Genomic DNA, 20,642 nt, shown 5'->3' with positions numbered 1-20,642 from the left:
TGTCTTTCTTTACCATTAAAACCCTGAATTATGTTAAAATATAGAGTAACAAGTTAAGTATAGTTTAAGAAGGGAATGGATAGGATGTTAGTTGGAAAAATCACCGCCATTGGCGAACACGCAATCACTCAGAAAGACCCTATTATTATTTTATTTGGAGAACAAGCAACGGAGGATCTTCGAACGGTTTCTATTATTCAGTCTTTTGAAAAAGATAAAGAGAGAGTGGACTTAAAACCAGGTCAAACCATTACATTTGATGAACAAGTTTATACTATTTTAGAAGTAGGCGCTTTAGCCAATGAAAATCTAAATACGATCGGTCACGTAACTTTAAACTTCTCTGAAGTTCCTGAGGAAGATAAATTAGCAAGCGGGATCTACTTAGAACCGTTTACTTTGCCAAAAGTAGCGGTTGGTACTACTATTCATTACGCAAAATAATAAATAAACGCTGGAACCGAGGGGGGAGAACCGGATGGAACAAGAACAAGAAAAAGTCAAAGTCAAAACTGTTGCTACTTGGTTTTGGAGATGGTTTTTAAATAACAAAGTGGTGACTATTTTATTGGTCTCATTGTTGATATTGCTGAATATATTGGTTTTTTCAAAGATCACTTATGTCTTTGATCCCCTTAAAGGTTTTATTGAGGTGATCGGATTGCCTCTTCTAATGGCTGGTATTTTGTATTATTTAGTAAATCCATTGGTTGATTGGATAGAAATGAAAAAAGTTCCACGGGTTGGCGGTATTCTGATTATTTTTGTAGTGATTATTGCTTTGGTTGTTTGGGGCGTGACTACCTTGATCCCGATTATTCAAGAACAAACCTTGAGTATCATCAAAAACTGGCCGCAGTACTGGGAAAGTGTTGTCATCCAAGCCGATGCGTTAGTAAGAAGCGATGTTTTTTCTCAGTTCCAAGAACAACTGACAGATATCAATCAAAACATTATGTCGTCTATTTCTAAACAAGCAACAAATGTAGTGAATTCTACTGTTTCTGGTATAGGAAGCGTGGTAGGAGCTGTAACGAACGTTTTTATAGCGTTGATCACTATGCCGTTCATCTTATTCTACTTATTAAAGGACGGCCGCGATTTGCCGTATCATATGATGAAGTTTATCCCAACAAAAATGCGGTTAAACACCTATAATTTATTAAGCCAAATCAATACACAAATCAGTCAATACATTCGGGGACAACTGCTAGTCGCATTTTTTGTGGCTCTTATGTTTTGGATTGGATTCGCTATTGTGGGTCTTGAATATGCGGTAACATTGGCTGTTATGGCAGGTTTTTTGAATTTGATTCCTTATTTAGGTTCATTTCTGGCGATGGTGCCCGTCGTGATCATCGCATTTGTCGCCTCACCTGTGATGTTAGCAAAAGTTTTGATCGTTTTTGCTATTGAACAGATGATTGAAGGACGAGTTATTCAACCTCAAATTTTAGGCAGCAACTTAGACATTCACCCAGTAACCATTATTGTGGTGTTGTTAACTTCAGGAAAATTGTTCGGTATTCCCGGAGTGATTCTAGGGATTCCTGGATATGCAGTCTTAAAAGTTATTTTTGAGCATTTCTTCCAATGGTACCAACAACATTCCGGCTTATATGAACACGATTATAATCCGGCCTATGAGCCAAGTCTTCCGATTGAAAAAAGGAAGCACTTTAAACGGAAAAAAAAGAAAAAATAATCTAAAAAAAAGAACACCGGAATATTTTTCGGTGTTTTTTTTTTTTGAATTATTTGGTTAAAAGGTTTGGCCTAAAGCTGTTGCTTCTGCTACTGCGTCAGCAACGATTTTTGGAGCGTCTTCTGGAGCAAAATCCATTCCTTCTACGAATAGTTCATGAAAATCGGAAACGCCAATAAAATTAAAAATAGTTTTGATGTAGATACTGGCAGGATCTTGACCGGCATAAGTACCGCCGCTGGCTTGAATGTGCAAAACTTTTTTATCTGCAGCCAGACCGATTGGTTGGCCCAACTCATTGTATTTAAAGGTTTTCCCAGAAACGTTGATTGTATCTACCCAGGCTTTTAACCGGGCTGGCACATTTAAGTTCCATAAAGGATTAGCTACGACGACTTTATCGGCAGTTAAAAAATTATCTGTATAATTGCCGAATAAAGTAACTTTTTCCTGTTGAACTTCTGATAATTTATCAAATGGAGTGCCAGAACCAAGAGCAGCCCAAGCGTCAAGCAAGTTGCGGTCAATTTCCGGTACAGCCATATCGTATAAATTAGTATCCTCTATAACATGATCAGGATTTTTCTTTTTATAAGATTCAACAAAAGCATCCGTTACTTTCATTGAACGTGAAACCTCACCGGTTAATGGATGGGCCCTAACAATTAGTAATTTAGTCATTTTGAACATCCTTCTTTCTTTTGTCTTTGTGATGAAAAGGATAACGAACTTTATTCTTTATTATCTTACTAAAGATAAGTAGCGGTTGCAATAAAAAAATGACGGTATAAAACGGATTCATGAAAAAACAAGAGAAAAATACTTGATTTTTTTTTCATAGTCTCCTATAATGACAAAGTGTCATATGACGAGGTGTCATTTTTTGTACGTTGAAAGGAAGGAAAAACGTGCCAACAAAAACTTATTTTAATCTATCGGAAGGCAAGAAAAGCCGCTTATTAGCAGCAGCAGCAGCAGAGTTTTCTCGAGTTCCTTTAAACGAAGCATCCATCAATAACATTATCAAAAAAGCAGATATTTCACGGGGCAGTTTTTATCAGTACTTTGAAGATAAAGAAGATCTGTACTATTATTATCTGAGTTTATTGAAACAAGATACGCAAGAGATGTTGTTCGACAGCTTCAAGGAAGCGGAAGGCAATCTGTTTGACGGTTATCGCATCTTTTTCCCAAAAACACTCGCTTTGATCATGGACGAAGAACATGTTGAATTTTTTAAGCATTTATTCTTACACATGGATTATCGAACCACTAAAGAAGTTACTCCTGAATCTGTTAGACATTGTGGTCAGAAAAAAAATTTCCACAAAGAAAAACTAAAGGAATACATCAATATCGAGGGAATGAAATTGGAGAAAGAAGAAGATTTTCCTATGCTGATTAAGTTAGTGATGTCTATGTTATTCAATACGATTGGAGAAGGCTTTTACAAACAATATTCGCAAGAAGAAACCATTTTAATATTTAATAAAAAGTTGAAATGGATCGAACAAGGTGTTAAAAAAGATTGAACAATTAGGAGGAAAACAATACTATGATGAAATTAGCTAAACGCATGAACGGTCTTGCGGTATTTGGAGCAATCCTGTTTATGGTCATTCAAGTTATCGGCGATTTATACTTGCCAACTTTAACAGCAGACATTATCGATAACGGAGTAGCGACAGGAGATGTTGACTACATTATTTCAGTCGGTATCAAAATGCTCGGGTTTTCTTTATTAAGTGTGGCGGCAGCGACGGCTAATGTTTACTTGGCTTCACGTCAGTCTCAGTTGCTAGGAAAAAATGTTCGAAGCAGTATTTTTAAGAAAGTATCGTATTTTTCAAATGATGCGATCGATGAGTTAGGAACGTCTTCATTGATCACCAGAACAACGAATGACGTTGTACAAGTTCAAATGGTAGCGATGATGGCTTTAAGAATGATGATCATGGCTCCGATCATGTTAACAGGAGCAGGAGTGATGGCTTACAACCGTGAGCCTAAACTAGCCAGTATTTTTCTTTATGTTCTTCCTATTCTAGCAATATTTATGGTTGCGATTATGTACTTTGCTGTTCCTTACTTTAAGAAAATGCAAAGCAAAACGGACCGGTTGAACTTAGTGTTCCGTGAAGGATTGACTGGTATTCGCGTTATCCGTGCGTTTAACCGTAACGATTCAGAAATCAAACGTTTTGATGCAGCCAATAAAGATTTTGCAGATACTTCGATCAAAGCTAATACAATCATGAGTTTCATGATGCCGGTTATGACGTTGATCATTAGTGCAACCAACATTTCAATTATCTGGTTTGGCGGACATTACATTGGCGATGGCTTGATGGAAGTAGGAAACTTGATTACATTTATGACTTATGCTATGCAGATTCTTATGAGCTTTATGATGTTATCAATGATTTTCATTTTCATTCCCAGAGCACAAGTATCTGCAGCTCGGATAAATGAAGTCTTAGAAACAGAAAGTTCTGTTAAAGACCCAGAAAAACCTGTTAAAGTTCAAATGGCTGATAAAGGAACATTAGAATTTGACCATGTTGATTTTCGTTACACAGGCGCCGAACAACTAGCCCTAGAAGACATTGACTTCAAAGGAAATAAAGGCGAAATGGTGGCTGTTATCGGTGGAACAGGTTCGGGTAAATCTACTCTAGCTAACTTGATTGCGCGTTTTTATGATATTGAATCTGGCAGCATTCGTATCAATAATGTTGATATTCGTGATATGAATCAAAAGGATTTACGCAGTCTGATTGGTTATGCTCCACAAAAAGCAGTGTTGTTTACAGGAACGATCCGTTCAAATATGCAATACGGTAAACCTGATGCAACCGACGAAGAAATTTGGCATGCATTAGAAGTAGCGCAAGCTAAAGACTTTGTATCAGAATTGCCAGATGGCTTAGACAGCAATGTGGAACAAGGAGGAGGCAACTTCTCAGGTGGACAAAAACAACGCTTAAGCATCGCACGTGCGCTTGTTTCTAAAGCCGATATTTTAGTGTTTGATGATTCGTTCTCAGCATTAGACTTTAAAACAGACGCTGCTTTAAGAAATGCTTTAGTGCCTGAAACGAAAGATTCTGTCGTGATGGTCATCGCTCAACGGATCAGTACCGTTATGAACGCCGATACTATCTTAGTAATGGATGGCGGGCGAATCGTTGGTAAAGGAACACACGAAGAATTAAAAGAAACGAATGCAACTTATCAAGAAATCATGAACTCTCAAATGAGAGAGGAGGAAATTTAATGAAAAACGCAGGCTCATCAAAAATGCAGGCACGTAAAGCTAAAAACTTTTGGGGAACACTAAAAAGATTGCTCGGCTATATGTCGAATCGCTTGTTCGCGATTGCTTTAGTATTTGTCTTAGCGATCGTAGCGACTGTTTTACAAACCAAAACACCGAAAATTTTAGGGGAAGCAACGACTGAAATTTTCAAAGGGGTTATGGCTGGAGCTAAAATGCAACAAGCCGGCCAGGTTGTTGACAAGCTGCCCATTGACTTTGATGTGATTAAAAATGTTTTAATAACCGTAGCCATTTTGTACGTTTTATCTGCAGTATTCCAATATTTCCAACAGTTCACGATGACGCGTGTAGCTCAAAGAACGGTTTACGATTTGCGGAAAGAATTAAAAGATAAAATGAATAAAGTACCCATGAGTTATTATGACACACACTCAAACGGAGACATCATGTCACGTGCCGTTAATGATATGGATAACATTGCTAACACATTGCAACAAACTTTAACCCAATTCGTTAATAGTTTTGTATTGTTCTTTGCTGTTTTATATATGATGCTCAGCATCAGCTGGCAAATGACATTGATCGCGTTTATAACAGTCCCATTAAGCGTACTAGTCATTAGTTTAATAGCACCACGATCTCAAAAACTTTTTGCTGCACAACAAAAAAAATTAGGCTTATTAAATGACCAAATTGAAGAAACTTATGCCGGTCATGTTATTGTTAAAACGTACAACCGTGAAGAAGCAGAAATTGAACTGTTTGAAAAACAAAATGAAGAATTATACCAATCTTCATGGAAAGCTCAATTCTTCTCAGGATTTGTTATGCCTTTAATGAACTTTGTTAAAAACTTAGGTTACTTGCTAGTTGCTGTAGTTGGGGGAATTAAGGTTGCCAATGGCGGAATGACACTAGGTGACGTTCAAGCTTTTCTACAATACACCAATCAATTCAGCCAACCCATGAGCCAAATGGCAAACTTGGTAAATACGATCCAAGCTACGATTGCTTCTGCTGAACGGGTTTTTGAAGTGCTGGATGAAGAAGAAATGACAGAAGAAAAATCTAATGTCACTCCTATTCCAAACTCGCCCTATAAGATTTCCTTTGACCATGTTCAATTTGGTTATGGCGATGACAATGAAGAATTGTTGATGAAAGACTTCAATTTGAATGTCAAAGAAGGCCAAATGGTTGCTATCGTTGGACCAACAGGTGCGGGTAAATCGACCTTGATCAACTTGCTAGAACGTTTTTACGATGTTAAAGGCGGAAGTATCAAGTTGGACGGTGTGGATACCAGAGATATGACGCGCGAGGAATTGCGTTCACATTTCAGTATGGTATTGCAAGATACATGGTTATTTAATGGAACGATTCTTGATAATATCAAATACGGTAGTGAAAAGTATGGAAAAGACGAATCTCGTGTTTCTGCAGCAACGAAAGCTGCTCATGTGGATGACTTTGTTCATACATTGCCGCTTGGTTACGATACTATCTTGAATGAAGAAGCCAGCAACATCTCACTTGGACAACGTCAATTGATCACCATTGCTCGGGCTTTCTTAGTTGATCCAGAGATATTGATTCTAGACGAAGCTACTTCAAGTGTAGATACACGAACAGAAGTCTTGATTCAAAAAGCAATGCGTAAATTATTACAAGGTAGAACAAGCTTTGTTGTCGCTCACCGTTTATCAACGATTCGCGATGCAGATAACATTATTGTCATGAATGAAGGAGACGTAATGGAAACCGGCACACACGATGAATTGATGGCAAAAGGCGGTTTCTACGCAGACTTATATAATAGTCAGTTTGCTGAACAACCAGCTATCTAATGAAGTAAAAGGATAAATAAGCCTCTTTTGATAACTTTATTATCAAAAGAGGCTTATTTTTTCACACAAAAAACCACCTTAGCAGGAGTAGCTAAGGTGGAAAGGGTAGGTTTTCTTTTAAACCTGGAGGAGGTAAAAGAAAAAATAAAAAAGTTGGTTGTTATTGGTATGACTTTAGTATAGTGGGAAATTGTGAAGAAGTTGTGATGAAAGTTAAAGCATTTCATGAAGTAAGCTAAAGATGCAAGAGAAATAGAGAGTGTGTTAAACTAAAAGAAAAAAACAAAGAAAATGAGGGAGACAAAATGACCGAGTATAAAACGATGACGCTTGAAAAAAATGAAGAGATGTTAGAGTTAGCCTGCTATGCTTTTAATCTAGAAAAAACAGAAAAGCGTGAAAAAGAATTCAAGGAACTTTGTGCTGTTTCAGCTTGTTATGGTGCCTTTCAAAATGAAACATTAATGAGCCAAATCATTGTCCGTCCAATGGAAGTTTATTTACATGGAAAGCCTTTTTCTATGGGAGGCATCGGTTTCGTATCCAGTTATCCTGAAAATAGAGGGGCCGGAGATATCGCTCAGTTAATGAAGCTGTCATTGGAAAAAATGAATGAACAAGGCCAATTATTGTCTTATTTAGCGCCTTTTTCTTATCCTTTTTACCGAAAATACGGCTATGAACAATGTTTCGATGATATTCAATATACGATTGATGTGAGTGAATTACCGAAAGTTCAGAAGACACCAGGGATGGTTCGCCGTGTCAAATGGGAAGATGTAAAAGAAACGATGAGAGCGCTTTATACCGAGCGTTACGAAACCAGTGTTGGTCCGCTTAAGCGCAGTGAGTGGGATTGGGAATTTTTAATGATGTCGCGAGAAGATTCTGCTGTTGCTTTGTATCTGGATGAAGAAGGGGAAGCACAAGGTTATTTGATCTATTCTTTTAAAGGTCAAGCTGTCGGAACTTTTGTATTGCAAGAAATGGTTTATCTGTCTCATGAAGCCTTTAAAGGATTATGGAACTTTGTAGCTTCGCATAAAGCTACTTTTCACACCTATCGTTATAAGACGGGCGAACATGAAAAAATGGCCTACTTGTTAGAGAATCCAAGAATCAAACAAGAGCTGGTTCCTTCTATGATGGCTCGAATCGTAAATATTCAGCAATTTCTCATGGCTTACCCTTTTAAAGAACGGGCTCCTCAAACCTTTTATTTGAAAGTTGAAGATACTGCGGCTTCCTGGAATACAGGCGTTTGGAAAGTGGAATTGCATTTAACAGACAGGAAAGTTACAAAAATAACAGACGAGCAAGAAATATTTCAAGAATCGATCCTATCGGGAACCATTCAAGCTTGGACTCAAGTTTTTATGAACTACCGCACAATTGAAGAATTGCACTTTTTCGAACGAATCCTAGGAGACAAGCACCTACTGGCAGAGTTTGCAGAACGCATACCAGCAGGAGTACCTGTTTTATACGATTATTTTTAATTAAAACCGATTTCCAGTTCTTCTTGCATTCTACGTCTTTTTCATTTATACTTATAAAAAGTAAGTGAAAAAAAGTGTGATAAATGACGTGAACTAAGGAAGGAATTAAAAAATGATGAGCTTAAATGAAAAAACGCATATTGGAGAAGTCGTTTTAAATGTTGAAAACTTAAAGGACATGAAACAGTTCTATCAAACTATTATTGGCATGGATATAAAAACTGAAACATCATCAGCAGTTTCTTTTGGAGCAAAAGAAGATGAAACCATTCTCTTGACACTGCAATCCGTTCCCGCAGGCGATGTTGATGTTCGTTCAACAGGTTTGTATCATTTGGCTTTATTGTTGCCTACTCGACAGGATCTAGGCGAGATGCTGTACCATATTCTCGTTTCTGGTTATCCTTTGACTGGTGCCAGTGATCACGGTTATAGTGAAGCTCTTTATTTGGATGATCCTGAAGGAAATGGGATTGAAATTTACTGGGATAAACCAAAGACTGACTGGGATATACGTGCCGATGGCCAAATTGCGGGCGTAACAGAGCCAATGGATGCAGAAGGTGTGATTGCTGAAGCCAAAAAAGCGTTCAGCGGATTGCCTGTAGGAAGTTTTATGGGGCATGTTCACTTATTTGTAGCTGATTTAGATAGGACCGAAGCTTTTTATAAAAATTTAGTGGGCTTTGATTTGAAATTTGATTTTGGTGCTCAAGCAAAATTCTTCGCGGCAGGTGAGTACCACCACCAAATCGGAGCAAACACTTGGGCTGGAAAAGGAATTCCAGCAGCTGAAAAAGGAACTCGCGGTTTGGCTTATTATACGATCGTAGTCCCTGTTAAAGAGGACTTTACACGTATTCAAGCAACGTTAGATGAACAGCAGTACGCTTACCAATTGGATGAAGCGGCAAACGTTCTTTCATTGGAAGATCCTAATGGAATTACATTAAAAATCGTACAAGGATAATCTAAACACTAGACCCTAAAGGCTGCAGCCTTTAGGGTCTAGTGTTTTTTCTGACCTCTGCAGACGACAGAAATAAAAAACAACATTATCGAAAGAATAAGAATACCATTACTTTGAAAACAGCTTCTATGCTATGATCAAATTAAAGCTAGAAGGTTATTTGTTTGATAGAAGAACGCCTGCTATATAAGGAAAGAGCATTACTCTGAATGACGGAACCAGTAAGTATGAAAAACAAGCACATAATAGTAGCTTCTTCAAGCAAGTGAAAAGCTGCAACAGCATCCATAATGGATATAACATTAGAACAATTTAAAAGAAAGGAAGAGTGCAATGTACAGCAATACTAGAAAATTGATCCAACGCTACATCGAAGATCAGACACTACCTGGAGCGAGTTATGCGTTCATTAAGCAACAGGAAACCAAACAGTATCGTGAGGGTTTGGCAGCGGTGATTCCTCATAAAGAATCGATTATAGAAAACCAACAATACGATGTTGCTTCGTTAACAAAAGTTATCTTGACGACAACCGTTATTCTGCAGTTATGGGAAAGCGGGACAGTGTCACTGGAAGATTCTGTCCAGACCTACTTGCCTGACTTTAGCGCTGGCCAGGTAACCATTCGCCATTTGCTGACGCACACTTCGGCCTTAAATGGGTTTATCCCCAACCGGGATGCTTTATCAGCAAGTGAATTAAAAGCAGCTTTATTGAGAGTGCCAATGGAAGACTCTTTCGGAATAGAAGCGAAGTATACCGATACGAATATGATCTTATTAGGGTATATTATTGAAGTTATTGAAAAGGAAACGCTAAGTGCTGTTTTTGAAAAGCGAGTGATCCAGCCTCTAAATTTGCGGTATTCAACCTTTCATCCAGCAGACCTGGCCCAATGTGCTCCAACAGAAAAACAACCGGATCGCGGTGTGATCAGAGGAGTGGTACATGACCCCAAAGCATTAGTATTAGGCGATCATTGCGGCAGTGCGGGGTTGTTTTCTACGTTGAACGATGTTTCGCGCTTTAGCCAGATGCTGCTTCAAAAAGGGCAGTTAGACGGTATTCGTATCTTGCAGGAATCAACCGTTGATCAATTGTCACAAGATTGGACGCCAAATGGGAAATTAGAACGCTCTTTAGGCTGGGATTTAAAAGTCAGAAAGAAAGACTGCTACCTTTTTCATACTGGTTTTACGGGTACGTTTATTTTACTGGATATAAAAAAACAAGAAGCTTTTGTCTTTTTATCTAACCGCGTTCATCCAACTAGTGATACACCGGTGTATCTCAAGAAACGAGATCAATTGATCGATACGTATTTTTCAGAAAAAGAAGCAGCTATGAATTAAATTTTCCAGAAAAGCAATATAAAATCGTTTTCAACTATGGTAAGATAATAGAGAAGTATACACATGGGAGGAATTTTAAAAAATGAATGAACCATTGTTTCTGAAAGCTATTTTACAAGAGAAGATTTGGGGCGGTACAAAATTAAAAGATGTCTTCGGGTATGATTTGCCCAGTGACAAAGTCGGCGAATGTTGGGCTATTAGTGCTCATCCGAACGGACCGAGTACAATACTGAACGGTCCTTACCAAGGAATGACCTTAGCGGAAGTATGGGAAAAGCATCGCGATGTTTTCGGCAATGCCAAAGGAGACGTTTTTCCATTACTAACTAAAATATTAGACGCGAACGATGATTTATCAGTACAAGTTCATCCAGACGATGCTTATGGTTTGGCGCATGAAGGTGAATTAGGGAAAACGGAATGCTGGTATGTGATCGATGCCGATGAAGGAGCAGAAATCATTTACGGGCATCATGCTCAAACAAAAGAAGAATTGGAAACAATGATTCGTGAAGGCAAGTGGAATGATTTGTTGCGCCGCATCAAAGTGAAAAAAGGCGACTTTTTCTTTGTACCAAGTGGAACCATCCATGCCATCGGGGCTGGGATCATGATTCTGGAAACTCAACAATCCAGTGATACGACTTATCGTGTTTATGACTACGACCGTAAAGGCGATGATGGAAAACCAAGAGAATTGCACATTCAACAATCTGTTGATGTGACGACCGTCCCGCATGTCGATGCTGCATCAGACATTAAAACAGAAAAGTTGGAAAATGTTGAAATCACAAGTTATATAAAAACTGATTTTTTTGATGTTTACCAATGGAACATTACAGGGAAAGCAGCATTTGAAGCTACAGCACCTTATACATTAGTGAGCGTTTTAGAAGGCGAGGGAACGCTGTCAGTTGAAGCAGGCGATTACCCATTACACAAAGGAACGCATTTCATTTTACCAAATGAAATCAAAAACTGGTCAATTGACGGCACTTTGCAAATTATTGCCTCTACACCAGGAACGAGCCTTTAACAGAAATTAAAAAACCACCGCTCTAAACGATTTTTTTCGTTTAGAGCGGTGGTTTTTGGTTAAGTGAATAACGTTTCGGCTTCTTGCGGAAAGCGTTTCTTAACAGCTTCTTTTAAAATACGGTCTGTTAAGGTTACGTTGCGCACCAAGAGCGGTCCGTGCAGATAAGAACAATACGTTTGTTTGTAATGAGCACCTTCCGTTTTGTCTTCGCCGTTGTTGCCTTGTCCGATTTCAACGATGCCCAAAGGTTTGACATTCTCACCTAAGAAAGTTCGGCCGTTGTGATTTTCAAAGCCTTTGTACGTTTCACCAAACTCATCGTTTTTAATCACGATATCGCCAATGAAACGATTGTTTTCTTGATTGAGTGTGTAGTGATCTAAAGCACCGGCGCCTTCGATTTTATTGCCGGCAGCATCGACATAATAATGCCCTAACAATTGGAAACCGCCGCAAATGCCGACCATTACGCCATCTTTTTCAATATAAGTTGTGATGTCTTCTTTTTTGTTTTGCAAGTCTTTTGAAACGATACGCTGCTCAAAATCTTGACCGCCGCCAAAGAAAACCAAATCGTATTTAGCTGGATCAAAAGGCTGATCTAAACTAACGATTTCAGTATCAAAAGTAATGCCATGCTGTTTGGCACGGTGTTGGAGCATCAATAAATTGCCGTTATCGCCATATGTGTTCAGTAAATTTCCATAAAGATGACAAACTTTTAATTCAACCATCTTACATGCCTCCTTCAATATAATGCTGATTGGCAAGTTCTTTACGCAGTTGCAAGACAGCTGTATAAGTTGCTAATACATGGATTTTCTTAGTAGGTGCATTTTTGAAACTAGTGATCAAATCAGCAATGCCAGGAACGACCTGTAAATCTTCTTCAGGAACACCCGCGACTTCTAAACGAATTTTGATATCCTCAACACGTTCGCCGCTGACAGTGATTTGTTTGATATTCATATCCGTGATGCTTTCATAATCTGCGTCCCATATCCAGCTAACATCGGTTCCATCTGCAGCGTTTGCGTTTAAAATCGAAACCAATGAAAAAGGTTCAGGATCACGAGCGATCATATCGAGTACTTGGTTCAAACCAACCGGGTTTTTGACTAAGTTGACTGTGATTTCTTTGTCATCGATGTTAATGATCTCTTGACGGCCGAAAACTCGTTTGGCAGATTGAAACCCTGTGCGGATCTCATCAGGCGTGACATCGAAAATGCGTCCAATACTATAAGCTGCTAAAGCATTGTAGATGTTGTACTGACCGCCGATCGTAATTTCAAAAGGTTCACCATCGATCACGAAACGAGAAGACTGATGGTCCATTTTCATGATATCGGTCATGCGATAAGTTAATTCTGGACGTTTAAACCCACAATGCGGGCAGTAGTACTTCCCTAAGTTACTGTAAGAAATAAACTTGTAATGCAAAATATGATGGCATTGAGGACAAAGAACTCCATCAGTATTATAATGAGCCTGCATTTCTCCATCTGGTAAGTGATCAAAGCCAAAATAAACGCGTTTATTAACGGTTTCTTTCGAATTAAAGATAGGTGCGTCGCCGTTGCTGACAATTAAAGCATCTGGCGCTAATGCTGCACCATCTACCATCAATTGATACGTAGTGTAAATTTCTCCATAACGATCCATCTGGTCGCGGAAAACGTTGGTGAAAACGATTGCTTTTGGTTTGACGTATTTAGTGACGTGCACTAAGCTAGCTTCGTCTACTTCCAAAATCGCCACTTTTTTCTTGTCATTTTTAGTGTAAGAATGGTGTTGCAAAAAAGTCGAAATGATTCCTTGCAGCATGTTGGCACCAGTCGGATTTGTAATAATATCTGGGTGTTTTTGTTTTAACACTTGATAAGTCAGAGCAGTGGTCAAAGTCTTTCCGTTTGTTCCTGTTACAATAACAACTTCATAGTCTTTTGATAAAGCGCCTAAAACGGTCGGATCAAGTTTTTGAGTGATCATTCCAGGATAACTGCTTCCACCTTTAAAAAATGTGTGGAGACCCCATCTAGTTGTTTTTCCTACCATAATGGCAAATGCGTTACGTATACTCAATCGAGTTTCCTCCAATAAATGAAATTACTTTTTTTATACTACTTTGTCATTCTAGCATAATTTTTTTGAAAAAATATTAAAATTGACTAACTTGTTCTATTCTATAGATAAATTTAAACAATTTACTGGCTTTAAAGCAAGAATAAGAACAGTAAACGAAAGAAGCCAAAACAATAGGAAAACAAAAAGCGGCAAGAGAAAAGCAGTTAAATAAATCTTTTGTAAGCGATCCGATTAAGCAGATTCCGTTTTTCTTTTATAAATTTAATGCAAAGTCAGGGCATTTACCGTATAATTCTAAGAGATTCCTATGAAAGAAAAGAGGATAAGCAAATATGGCACAACTTTTTTTCAAATATGGCGCAATGAATAGTGGTAAAACTATTGAAATTCTTAAAGTTGCCTATAATTATGAAGAGCAAAATAAACCAGTCGTCATTATGACAAGCGGACTGGATAACCGTGATGAAATAGGTGTGGTTTCAAGCCGCATTGGTTTGCGACGTGAAGGCATCGCTATTTTTAACGAAACAGATGTTTTTCAAACGGTTAAAGAACTGGATTTTGAACCGGCTTGTGTTTTGATCGATGAAGCTCAATTTTTATCTAAAGAACACATTTTTCAATTGGCTCATATTGTCGATAACTTAGGCATTCCGGTAATGGCCTTTGGATTGAAAAATGATTTTAAAAATGAATTGTTCGAAGGATCAGAATATCTATTGCTTTACGCAGATAAAATAGAAGAAATGAAAACAATCTGTTGGTACTGCCACCGCAAAGCTATCATGAACATGCGCTTGATTGACGGCAAACCTGTTTATGCAGGAGAACAAATTCAAATCGGTGGAAATGAAAGTTATTTTCCAGTATGCCGAAAACACTATTTCAATCCGCCGTTAGACACCATTGAGGTAAAATAGAGTTCAGAACGCCTTAACTAAAATAGATAGGCAGAAAATCATAAAAATAGAAAAGGAGCATCTAGTTATGTTTGATAGATTAGCAAGCGTTGAAGGACGTTATGAAGAGCTAAACGAATTACTGAGCGATCCTGAAGTCGTGAGTGATACAAAACGTTTAATGAAACTGACCAAAGAAGAAGCAAGTTTGCGCGAAACGGTTGCTACTTACCGTCGCTATAAAGAAGTCGAAAAAGATATTTCGGACACAGAAGAGCTTTTAGGAGAAACTACAGATTCCGAAATGACCGAAATGGCTAAAGAAGAATTAGCCGATTTAAAAACTGAAAAAGTACAAATAGAAGAAAAAATGAAAGTTTTGATGCTTCCTAAAGATGAAAATGATGACCGCAATATCATCATGGAAATTCGAGGAGCAGCTGGCGGCGATGAAGCAGCTTTGTTTGCTGGTGACTTATTCGGGATGTACCAAAAATATGCGGATGCACAAGGCTGGAGAACAGAAGTTTTAGATGCGAATGTAACGGGAATAGGCGGCTATAAAGAAGTTACCTTGATGATCACTGGCGAGAACGTTTATTCGAAATTAAAGTATGAGAATGGCGCACACCGCGTACAACGTGTTCCGTCAACAGAATCTCAAGGCCGTATCCATACTTCAACTGCAACAGTAGTCGTTATGCCTGAAGCCGAAGAAGTAGAATTGAACATTGCAGACAAAGACATTCGGACAGATATTTACCATGCCAGCGGAGCTGGTGGACAACACGTCAACAAAACCGCTTCAGCTGTTCGATTGACGCATTTACCAACTGGGATTACTGTTGCGATGCAAGATGGCCGTTCACAGATCCAAAACCGTGAAAAAGCGATGAAAGTCTTGCGTGCACGTGTATACGATCATATCCATAATATTGCTCAAAATGAAATCGATGCTGAACGAAAATCAGCCATTGGAACCGGAGACCGTTCTGAACGGATTCGGACATACAATTTCCCGCAAAGTCGTGTGACAGATCACCGAATCGGGCTGACCATCCAAAAATTAGAGCAAATTTTAAATGGAAAATTGGATGAAATCATTGATGCTTTGGTATTGCATGACCAAACAGAAAAGATGGAGCAACTGCAACATGAAAATTAATGAAACCTACCGAGAGGTCCTGAAATGGGCTTCTTCTTTTTTAGAAGATTCTGGTCACGAAGGTATTGCAGCTGAGTTGTTGCTGAGAGGACGTTTGGACTGGACAAAAACAGATTTTATTTTACAGTTGAATGAACAAATCCCAGAAGAGATAAAACAACAATTAATAGCAGATGTTACCCAGCATAGCCAAGGGATTCCTATCCAGCATCTTTTAGGCTATGAATGGTTTTATAATTATCGGTTTAAAGTAACCGCGGACACATTGATTCCGCGTCCTGAAACAGAGGAAATCGTGGATATCTTTTTGCACCAAGCACCTGAGCGTCCGTTAAAGGTATTGGATATTGGCACGGGAACGGGAGTTATTGCGATCACAATCAAAAAAGAACGACCGCAAGATGATGTAACAGCTGTTGATTTGTCAGCGAAGGCTTTAGCGGTCGCCAAAGAAAATGCTGTTGCCTTAGGAGCAGATGTCCAGTTATTGACAGGAGATTTAACGGCTCCAGTAAAAAATCAGCAATTTGATGTGGTGATTTCTAATCCGCCGTACATTGCTGAAGAGGAGCAGGTGTATATGGATAAATCCGTTTTAACTCATGAACCTAAAATGGCTTTATTTGCTGAAAATCATGGTCTGGCTATTTATCAAAGATTGGCTGAGGAAATTCCAGCTGTTTTAAAACCTACGGGACAAATTTTTTTAGAAATAGGATTTAGACAAGGAGCAGCAGTCAAAGCTATTTTTAAAACGGCTTTTCCAAATGCGGACATCACGATTAAGAAAGACATGAGTGGTCAAGATCGTTTGGTCCAAGTTCTCTTGGCGTAAAACAGCTAGTTGTCACAGATTGTGCATAATCAATGAGTTGAATTTGGTAAATAAAGGTTTTTAATAAAATAAAAGGAAGTGATCCTGTGGATACTAAAGTTTTTCAGTTGGATGAAATCGAACAAGCGGCTGCCTTATTAAAGCAGGGAGAACTTGTTTCATTCCCTACTGAAACAGTTTACGGGCTTGGAGCAAATGCCCAGAATGAACCAGCTGTCAAAAAGGTTTATTTAGCTAAAGGAAGACCAAGCGACAATCCCTTGATCGTTCATGTTTCTTCTATTGAAGAAGTGAACGCTTACGTTGAAGAAATTCCCAAAGCAGCCCAAACCTTAATGGAAAAGTTCTGGCCAGGTCCACTTACGTTGATTTTTAAACTAAAACCGGGTGCCTTTGCAGACACTGTGACGGCTGGTTTAGACAGCGTGGCTATTCGGATGCCGGATAATCAAGCGACACTTGCATTGATCAAAGCAGCCGGTATGCCATTGGTTGGTCCAAGCGCGAATACCTCCGGCAAGCCCAGCCCTACAACAGCTCAGCATGTCTACCATGATTTGCAAGGGAAAATCGCTGGTATACTGGATGGTGGCGAAACTGGGGTAGGATTGGAATCAACAGTTTTAGATACGACAAACCCTGAGGCTCCGGTTATCTTAAGACCAGGCGCGTTAACAAAAGAAGCGTTAGAAGCAGTCATTGGAACGGTTTATGTGGATCGTCATTTAGTTTCTGAGGAAGAAAAGCCTAAAGCACCTGGTATGAAATACAAGCACTATGCACCGGATGAACCGGTCATCATTGTCGATGGATCAAGCGAGAGTTGGCAAGCGGCTATTGCTCATTACCAAGATCAAGGAGAAAAAATTGGCTTGCTGGTGAATGAAACGCGTGCCCGACAATTTAAAGGACAAGTAGCAGAAGTATTTTCATTGGGAAAAGAAGGAAGCGTTGCGGAAGCTGCCAAAGCTTTATACGCCGGGCTGCGTTTTTTTGAAAAAACAGATGTAACACTTATTTTAGCAGAAGCTTATCAACGCGATGGAATAGGAGATGCCTATATGAATCGGTTAGAAAAGGCAGCAGGTCACCATTATTTTAACGATTGATTTAGGGAGAAAAGCAGCGGAAGAAATGCTATACTTAAGCTATTCTATTAAAGGGTGTGGGTTAACGGATGGATTATAAAGAATTTGATAAAGAATTATTTGAGGCAATCGATCATGAACGTGAACGTCAAGAAAATAATATCGAATTGATCGCTTCAGAAAACTTTGTTTCGGAAGGTGTGCTGGCAGCTCAAGGCAGCATTTTGACCAATAAATATGCTGAGGGATATCCTGGCAAACGCTACTATGGGGGCTGTGAATACATCGATATTGTTGAAAATCTAGCAATCGACCGCGCTAAAGAACTTTTTGGTGCTGAATATGCGAACGTGCAGCCTCATTCTGGCTCAGGAGCGAATATGGCTGTTTTCAATGCTTTTTTAGCACCTGGCGATGTGGTTTTAGGAATGGATTTGACCCATGGTGGGCACTTAACTCATGGTTCACCGGTTAACTTCAGCGGGAAAACATATGATTTTGTTGCTTATGGGGTGGACAAAGAAGCAGAATACCTTGATTATGATGCAGTACGCCAACAAGCACTGAAACATAAGCCGAAAATGATCATTGCTGGCGGCAGTGCTTATGCCAGAAAAATAGATTTTGCTAAGTTTCGTGAAATAGCAGATGAAGTTGGGGCTTATTTGATGGTTGATATGGCTCATATCGCTGGATTAGTGGCTGCAGGGTTGCACCAAAACCCTGTTCCTTATGCAGATGTTGTGACCACCACAACTCATAAAACCCTGAGAGGTCCGCGCGGCGGATTGATATTAGCTAAAGAACAATATGGAAAAGCGTTAAATAGTGCTATTTTTCCTGGTATTCAAGGCGGTCCATTGGAACACGTGATTGCTGGAAAAGCCGTAGCTTTAAAAGAAGCAATGATGCCAGAGTTTAAAACATACGCAGCACAAATCATTAAAAATGCAAAAGCAATGGAAAGTGTCTTTAATTCATCGGCTGGTCACTTAGTAAGTGGCGGGACCGATAACCATTTATTGCTATTAGAAGTGAGACAATTTGGTTTGAACGGGAAAGAAGCGGAAGCGTTGTTAGATAAAGTCGGAATCACAGTGAACAAAAACACGATTCCGTTTGAAACGTTGAGCCCTTTCAAAACCAGCGGGATTCGTATTGGAACGCCAGCTATTACGACACGTGGTTTTGATGAAGCCGATTCTAAAGCCGTGGCAGAATTGATTGTGGCTGCTTTGAATGCTAAATCCGACCCTGAGAAGCTTGCTGAAATCAAACAGACTGTACGTCAGTTGACAGCAGCTAACCCTTTGTACCTGACAAAATAAAAGACATACTAAAAGTAGATGCCGCTGGTATCTGCTTTTAGTTTTTTTATACTTAAAAAACCAAATTTTTTTCGGTTCTTTACTATTTAGTATTGGCAAGTAAAAATAATGACGGACGAAAATCTCCGTTAGAATAAAGAGTTCGATCATAGGGTTGTTTTCTTTCTCATGTACTACTTACCATATGCGATTTCTATTGTTTTTCTATTTAACTGAAGGTAGTGAAATTTTCGGATCCGAAAATTTTCCGATCTAACAACCACCTATTTCATCCTGTAGACTCATTTTGGAGCAGGAAGATGAAGTCCCCTTCTTTTGACAAAAAGCCCTTTTTGCTAGAATCTACTAAAACTCTAGCCTTTAAAGCAAATTTCCATTACAATAGAATTGTTTGAAAATTTATAGAAAATGAGGGTTGAAAATTATGGGCAAATTTCATGTTATAAACCATCCGTTGATCCAACACAAAGTTACGATCCTTCGTAACAAAGAGACCGGGACCAAAGATTTTAGAGAAGCTGTGAATGAAATTGCGCGCTTAATGGCTTATGAAGTTTCAAGAGACATGCCATTACAAGATGTTGAAATCGAAACGCCTTTAGTTAAAACGACTCAAAAACACTTAGCAGGTAAAAAAGTTGCGATTATTCCAATTTTAAGAGCCGGTTTAGGTATGGTCGATGGTATTTTAGATTTGATTCCAGCAGCAAAAGTTGGACACGTAGGAATGTACCGTGATCACGAAACCTTAGAAGCTGTTGAGTACTTTATTAAATTACCAACAGACATTCAAGACCGTCAATTATTTGTTGTCGATCCTATGTTGGCAACCGGTGCTTCTGCCATCGCTGCTATTGAAGCTCTAAAAAAACGCGGAGCAAGCTCGATTAAATTCGTTTGTATTGTTGCCGCTCCAGAAGGCGTGAAAGCTTTAGAAGAAGCTCACCCGGATGTAGACATCTATACAGCAGCATTAGATGAAAAATTAGATGAAAATGGCTATATTTTACCAGGTTTAGGCGATGCTGGTGACCGTTTATTCGGAACGCTATAAGCGTTGTAAGTATAGATAGGAAACTCAAGAAAAAGATTTCTTTTTCTTGGGTTTTTTGTATTTATCTTTATGCAAAAAAACAGTGAGACAACCGCACTCAAATTTTGGGAATGGCAATGAGGCAGACAGAAAAGAAAGCTGCTGAAAGTAATTTTTTTAATAAAAAAAGCTGAAATTACTGTATTTTTTTAATTGAAAACAGAAAAAAAAGGTCCGAAATGGCTTGAAATTAAGGACGAACATTATTATATCAAGGGGTTTATGAAAAATAGTGTTGTTTTTCACAATCCTTTGTATTTTATTTTAAATGGTGGTATGATAGCATCTGTCAGCAAGACTGGAAAACAAAAATTTTAAAATATCCTCTTTTTTCTTTTAAAGAATGCCCGCAGTATCGCTATCGGGGTTCTTCAAAATAGGAAAGAAAACGAAGGTATGTTAAAATTAGCTTTGAGCTTGAGAAAGAAAGGATAACGACTCATTTGATGG

The 20,642-nt window shown here is 38.7% G+C and carries 18 protein-coding genes; 15 read left to right on the top strand and 3 right to left on the bottom strand.

Translation table 11 applies throughout. The features are described from left to right. Positions 1-84: 84 nt before the first annotated feature. Positions 85-444, top strand: a complete 360-nt coding sequence (locus JHE06_RS08920) for a PTS glucitol/sorbitol transporter subunit IIA (protein ID WP_058919005.1) — start codon at positions 85-87, stop codon at positions 442-444. Between the two features lie 34 nt (positions 445-478). Continuing rightward, the gene (locus tag JHE06_RS08915; RefSeq protein WP_058919004.1) at positions 479-1,705 is read left to right on the top strand and encodes an AI-2E family transporter; all 1,227 of its coding nucleotides are present in this window, start codon (positions 479-481) and stop codon (positions 1,703-1,705) included. 57 nt (positions 1,706-1,762) lie between these two features. Here JHE06_RS08915 and JHE06_RS08910 read toward each other — a convergent pair whose 3' ends face one another. Continuing rightward, on the bottom strand, positions 1,763-2,386 hold the full coding sequence (locus JHE06_RS08910; RefSeq protein WP_058919003.1) for an FMN-dependent NADH-azoreductase: 624 nt from the start codon (positions 2,384-2,386) through the stop codon (positions 1,763-1,765). A gap of 227 nt (positions 2,387-2,613) precedes the next feature. Here JHE06_RS08910 and JHE06_RS08905 point away from each other — a divergent pair, with 227 nt between their 5' ends. The 7 genes from JHE06_RS08905 to manA all read left to right on the top strand — a co-directional run bounded on the left by JHE06_RS08905 (position 2,614) and on the right by manA (position 11,693). Continuing rightward, a complete protein-coding gene (locus JHE06_RS08905; RefSeq protein ID WP_058919002.1) occupies positions 2,614-3,237 on the top strand; it encodes a TetR/AcrR family transcriptional regulator in 624 nt (207 codons plus the stop codon). Positions 3,238-3,260: 23 nt separating this feature from the next. Beyond that, positions 3,261-4,982, top strand: a complete 1,722-nt coding sequence (locus JHE06_RS08900) for an ABC transporter ATP-binding protein (protein WP_058919001.1) — start codon at positions 3,261-3,263, stop codon at positions 4,980-4,982. Then, positions 4,982-6,832 carry an ABC transporter ATP-binding protein gene (locus JHE06_RS08895; RefSeq protein WP_201088556.1) on the top strand — a complete coding sequence of 617 codons (1,851 nt, stop codon included), beginning with the start codon at positions 4,982-4,984 and terminating at the stop codon, positions 6,830-6,832. The genes JHE06_RS08900 and JHE06_RS08895 overlap by 1 nt, the downstream gene beginning before the upstream one ends. Positions 6,833-7,137: 305 nt before the next feature. Further along, entirely contained in the window at positions 7,138-8,331 is a 1,194-nt protein-coding gene (locus JHE06_RS08890; RefSeq protein ID WP_201088555.1) for a GNAT family N-acetyltransferase, read from the top strand. Between the two features lie 115 nt (positions 8,332-8,446). Further along, complete coding sequence (locus tag JHE06_RS08885; RefSeq protein ID WP_197408995.1) at positions 8,447-9,301, top strand: VOC family protein; 855 nt, start codon at positions 8,447-8,449, stop codon at positions 9,299-9,301. 333 nt (positions 9,302-9,634) lie between these two features. Further along, a complete protein-coding gene (locus JHE06_RS08880; protein WP_058918997.1) occupies positions 9,635-10,654 on the top strand; it encodes a serine hydrolase domain-containing protein in 1,020 nt (339 codons plus the stop codon). 82 nt (positions 10,655-10,736) lie between these two features. Next, positions 10,737-11,693: a mannose-6-phosphate isomerase, class I gene (gene manA / locus JHE06_RS08875; protein ID WP_201088554.1), complete on the top strand. Its 957-nt coding sequence runs from the start codon at positions 10,737-10,739 to the stop codon at positions 11,691-11,693. A gap of 59 nt (positions 11,694-11,752) precedes the next feature. Here the strand turns inward: manA and JHE06_RS08870 are convergent, their stop codons facing one another. Further along, positions 11,753-12,430 (bottom strand): type 1 glutamine amidotransferase, encoded by a 678-nt coding sequence (locus JHE06_RS08870; protein ID WP_058918995.1) that lies wholly within the window; start codon positions 12,428-12,430, stop codon positions 11,753-11,755. A 1-nt stretch (position 12,431) separates the two neighbouring features. Further along, positions 12,432-13,781: a Mur ligase family protein gene (locus JHE06_RS08865; RefSeq protein WP_201088553.1), complete on the bottom strand. Its 1,350-nt coding sequence runs from the start codon at positions 13,779-13,781 to the stop codon at positions 12,432-12,434. 335 nt (positions 13,782-14,116) lie between these two features. Here JHE06_RS08865 and JHE06_RS08860 point away from each other — a divergent pair, with 335 nt between their 5' ends. From JHE06_RS08860 to upp, 6 genes are all read left to right on the top strand, one after another. Continuing rightward, a complete protein-coding gene (locus tag JHE06_RS08860; RefSeq protein WP_058918993.1) occupies positions 14,117-14,704 on the top strand; it encodes a thymidine kinase in 588 nt (195 codons plus the stop codon). Positions 14,705-14,771: 67 nt separating this feature from the next. Beyond that, entirely contained in the window at positions 14,772-15,848 is a 1,077-nt protein-coding gene (gene prfA, locus JHE06_RS08855; RefSeq protein ID WP_058918992.1) for a peptide chain release factor 1, read from the top strand. Next, positions 15,838-16,683, top strand: coding sequence for a peptide chain release factor N(5)-glutamine methyltransferase (gene prmC, locus JHE06_RS08850; RefSeq protein ID WP_201088552.1), 846 nt, complete (start codon positions 15,838-15,840; stop codon positions 16,681-16,683). Before prfA ends, prmC begins: the two co-directional genes overlap by 11 nt. Before the next feature lie 86 nt (positions 16,684-16,769). Beyond that, the gene (locus JHE06_RS08845) at positions 16,770-17,792 is read left to right on the top strand and encodes an L-threonylcarbamoyladenylate synthase (protein ID WP_201088551.1); all 1,023 of its coding nucleotides are present in this window, start codon (positions 16,770-16,772) and stop codon (positions 17,790-17,792) included. Between the two features lie 68 nt (positions 17,793-17,860). After that, complete coding sequence (glyA, locus tag JHE06_RS08840) at positions 17,861-19,099, top strand: serine hydroxymethyltransferase (protein WP_058918989.1); 1,239 nt, start codon at positions 17,861-17,863, stop codon at positions 19,097-19,099. A gap of 424 nt (positions 19,100-19,523) precedes the next feature. Beyond that, a complete protein-coding gene (upp, locus tag JHE06_RS08835) occupies positions 19,524-20,153 on the top strand; it encodes a uracil phosphoribosyltransferase (RefSeq protein WP_058918988.1) in 630 nt (209 codons plus the stop codon). Positions 20,154-20,642: the final 489 nt, after the last annotated feature.

The sequence above is a fragment of the Carnobacterium sp. CS13 genome (genome assembly GCF_016653495.1).
In the GTDB taxonomy this organism is placed as follows: Bacteria; Bacillota; Bacilli; order Lactobacillales; family Carnobacteriaceae; genus Carnobacterium_A; species Carnobacterium_A antarcticum.
This window is presented reverse-complemented; position numbering and strand designations above follow the sequence as displayed.

Bases quoted from the DNA above. Each gene is read 5' to 3' on its own strand.
- JHE06_RS08920 (WP_058919005.1), top strand. From the start codon at position 85: ATGTTAGTTGGAAAAATCACCGCCATTGGCGAACACGCAATCACTCAG.
- JHE06_RS08915 (WP_058919004.1), top strand. From the start codon at position 479: ATGGAACAAGAACAAGAAAAAGTCAAAGTCAAAACTGTTGCTACTTGG.
- JHE06_RS08910 (WP_058919003.1), bottom strand. From the start codon at position 2,386: ATGACTAAATTACTAATTGTTAGGGCCCATCCATTAACCGGTGAGGTT.
- JHE06_RS08900 (WP_058919001.1), top strand. From the start codon at position 3,261: ATGATGAAATTAGCTAAACGCATGAACGGTCTTGCGGTATTTGGAGCA.
- JHE06_RS08895 (WP_201088556.1), top strand. From the start codon at position 4,982: ATGAAAAACGCAGGCTCATCAAAAATGCAGGCACGTAAAGCTAAAAAC.
- JHE06_RS08890 (WP_201088555.1), top strand. From the start codon at position 7,138: ATGACCGAGTATAAAACGATGACGCTTGAAAAAAATGAAGAGATGTTA.
- JHE06_RS08885 (WP_197408995.1), top strand. From the start codon at position 8,447: ATGAGCTTAAATGAAAAAACGCATATTGGAGAAGTCGTTTTAAATGTT.
- JHE06_RS08880 (WP_058918997.1), top strand. From the start codon at position 9,635: ATGTACAGCAATACTAGAAAATTGATCCAACGCTACATCGAAGATCAG.
- manA (WP_201088554.1), top strand. From the start codon at position 10,737: ATGAATGAACCATTGTTTCTGAAAGCTATTTTACAAGAGAAGATTTGG.
- JHE06_RS08870 (WP_058918995.1), bottom strand. From the start codon at position 12,430: ATGGTTGAATTAAAAGTTTGTCATCTTTATGGAAATTTACTGAACACA.
- JHE06_RS08860 (WP_058918993.1), top strand. From the start codon at position 14,117: ATGGCACAACTTTTTTTCAAATATGGCGCAATGAATAGTGGTAAAACT.
- prfA (WP_058918992.1), top strand. From the start codon at position 14,772: ATGTTTGATAGATTAGCAAGCGTTGAAGGACGTTATGAAGAGCTAAAC.
- prmC (WP_201088552.1), top strand. From the start codon at position 15,838: ATGAAAATTAATGAAACCTACCGAGAGGTCCTGAAATGGGCTTCTTCT.
- glyA (WP_058918989.1), top strand. From the start codon at position 17,861: ATGGATTATAAAGAATTTGATAAAGAATTATTTGAGGCAATCGATCAT.
- upp (WP_058918988.1), top strand. From the start codon at position 19,524: ATGGGCAAATTTCATGTTATAAACCATCCGTTGATCCAACACAAAGTT.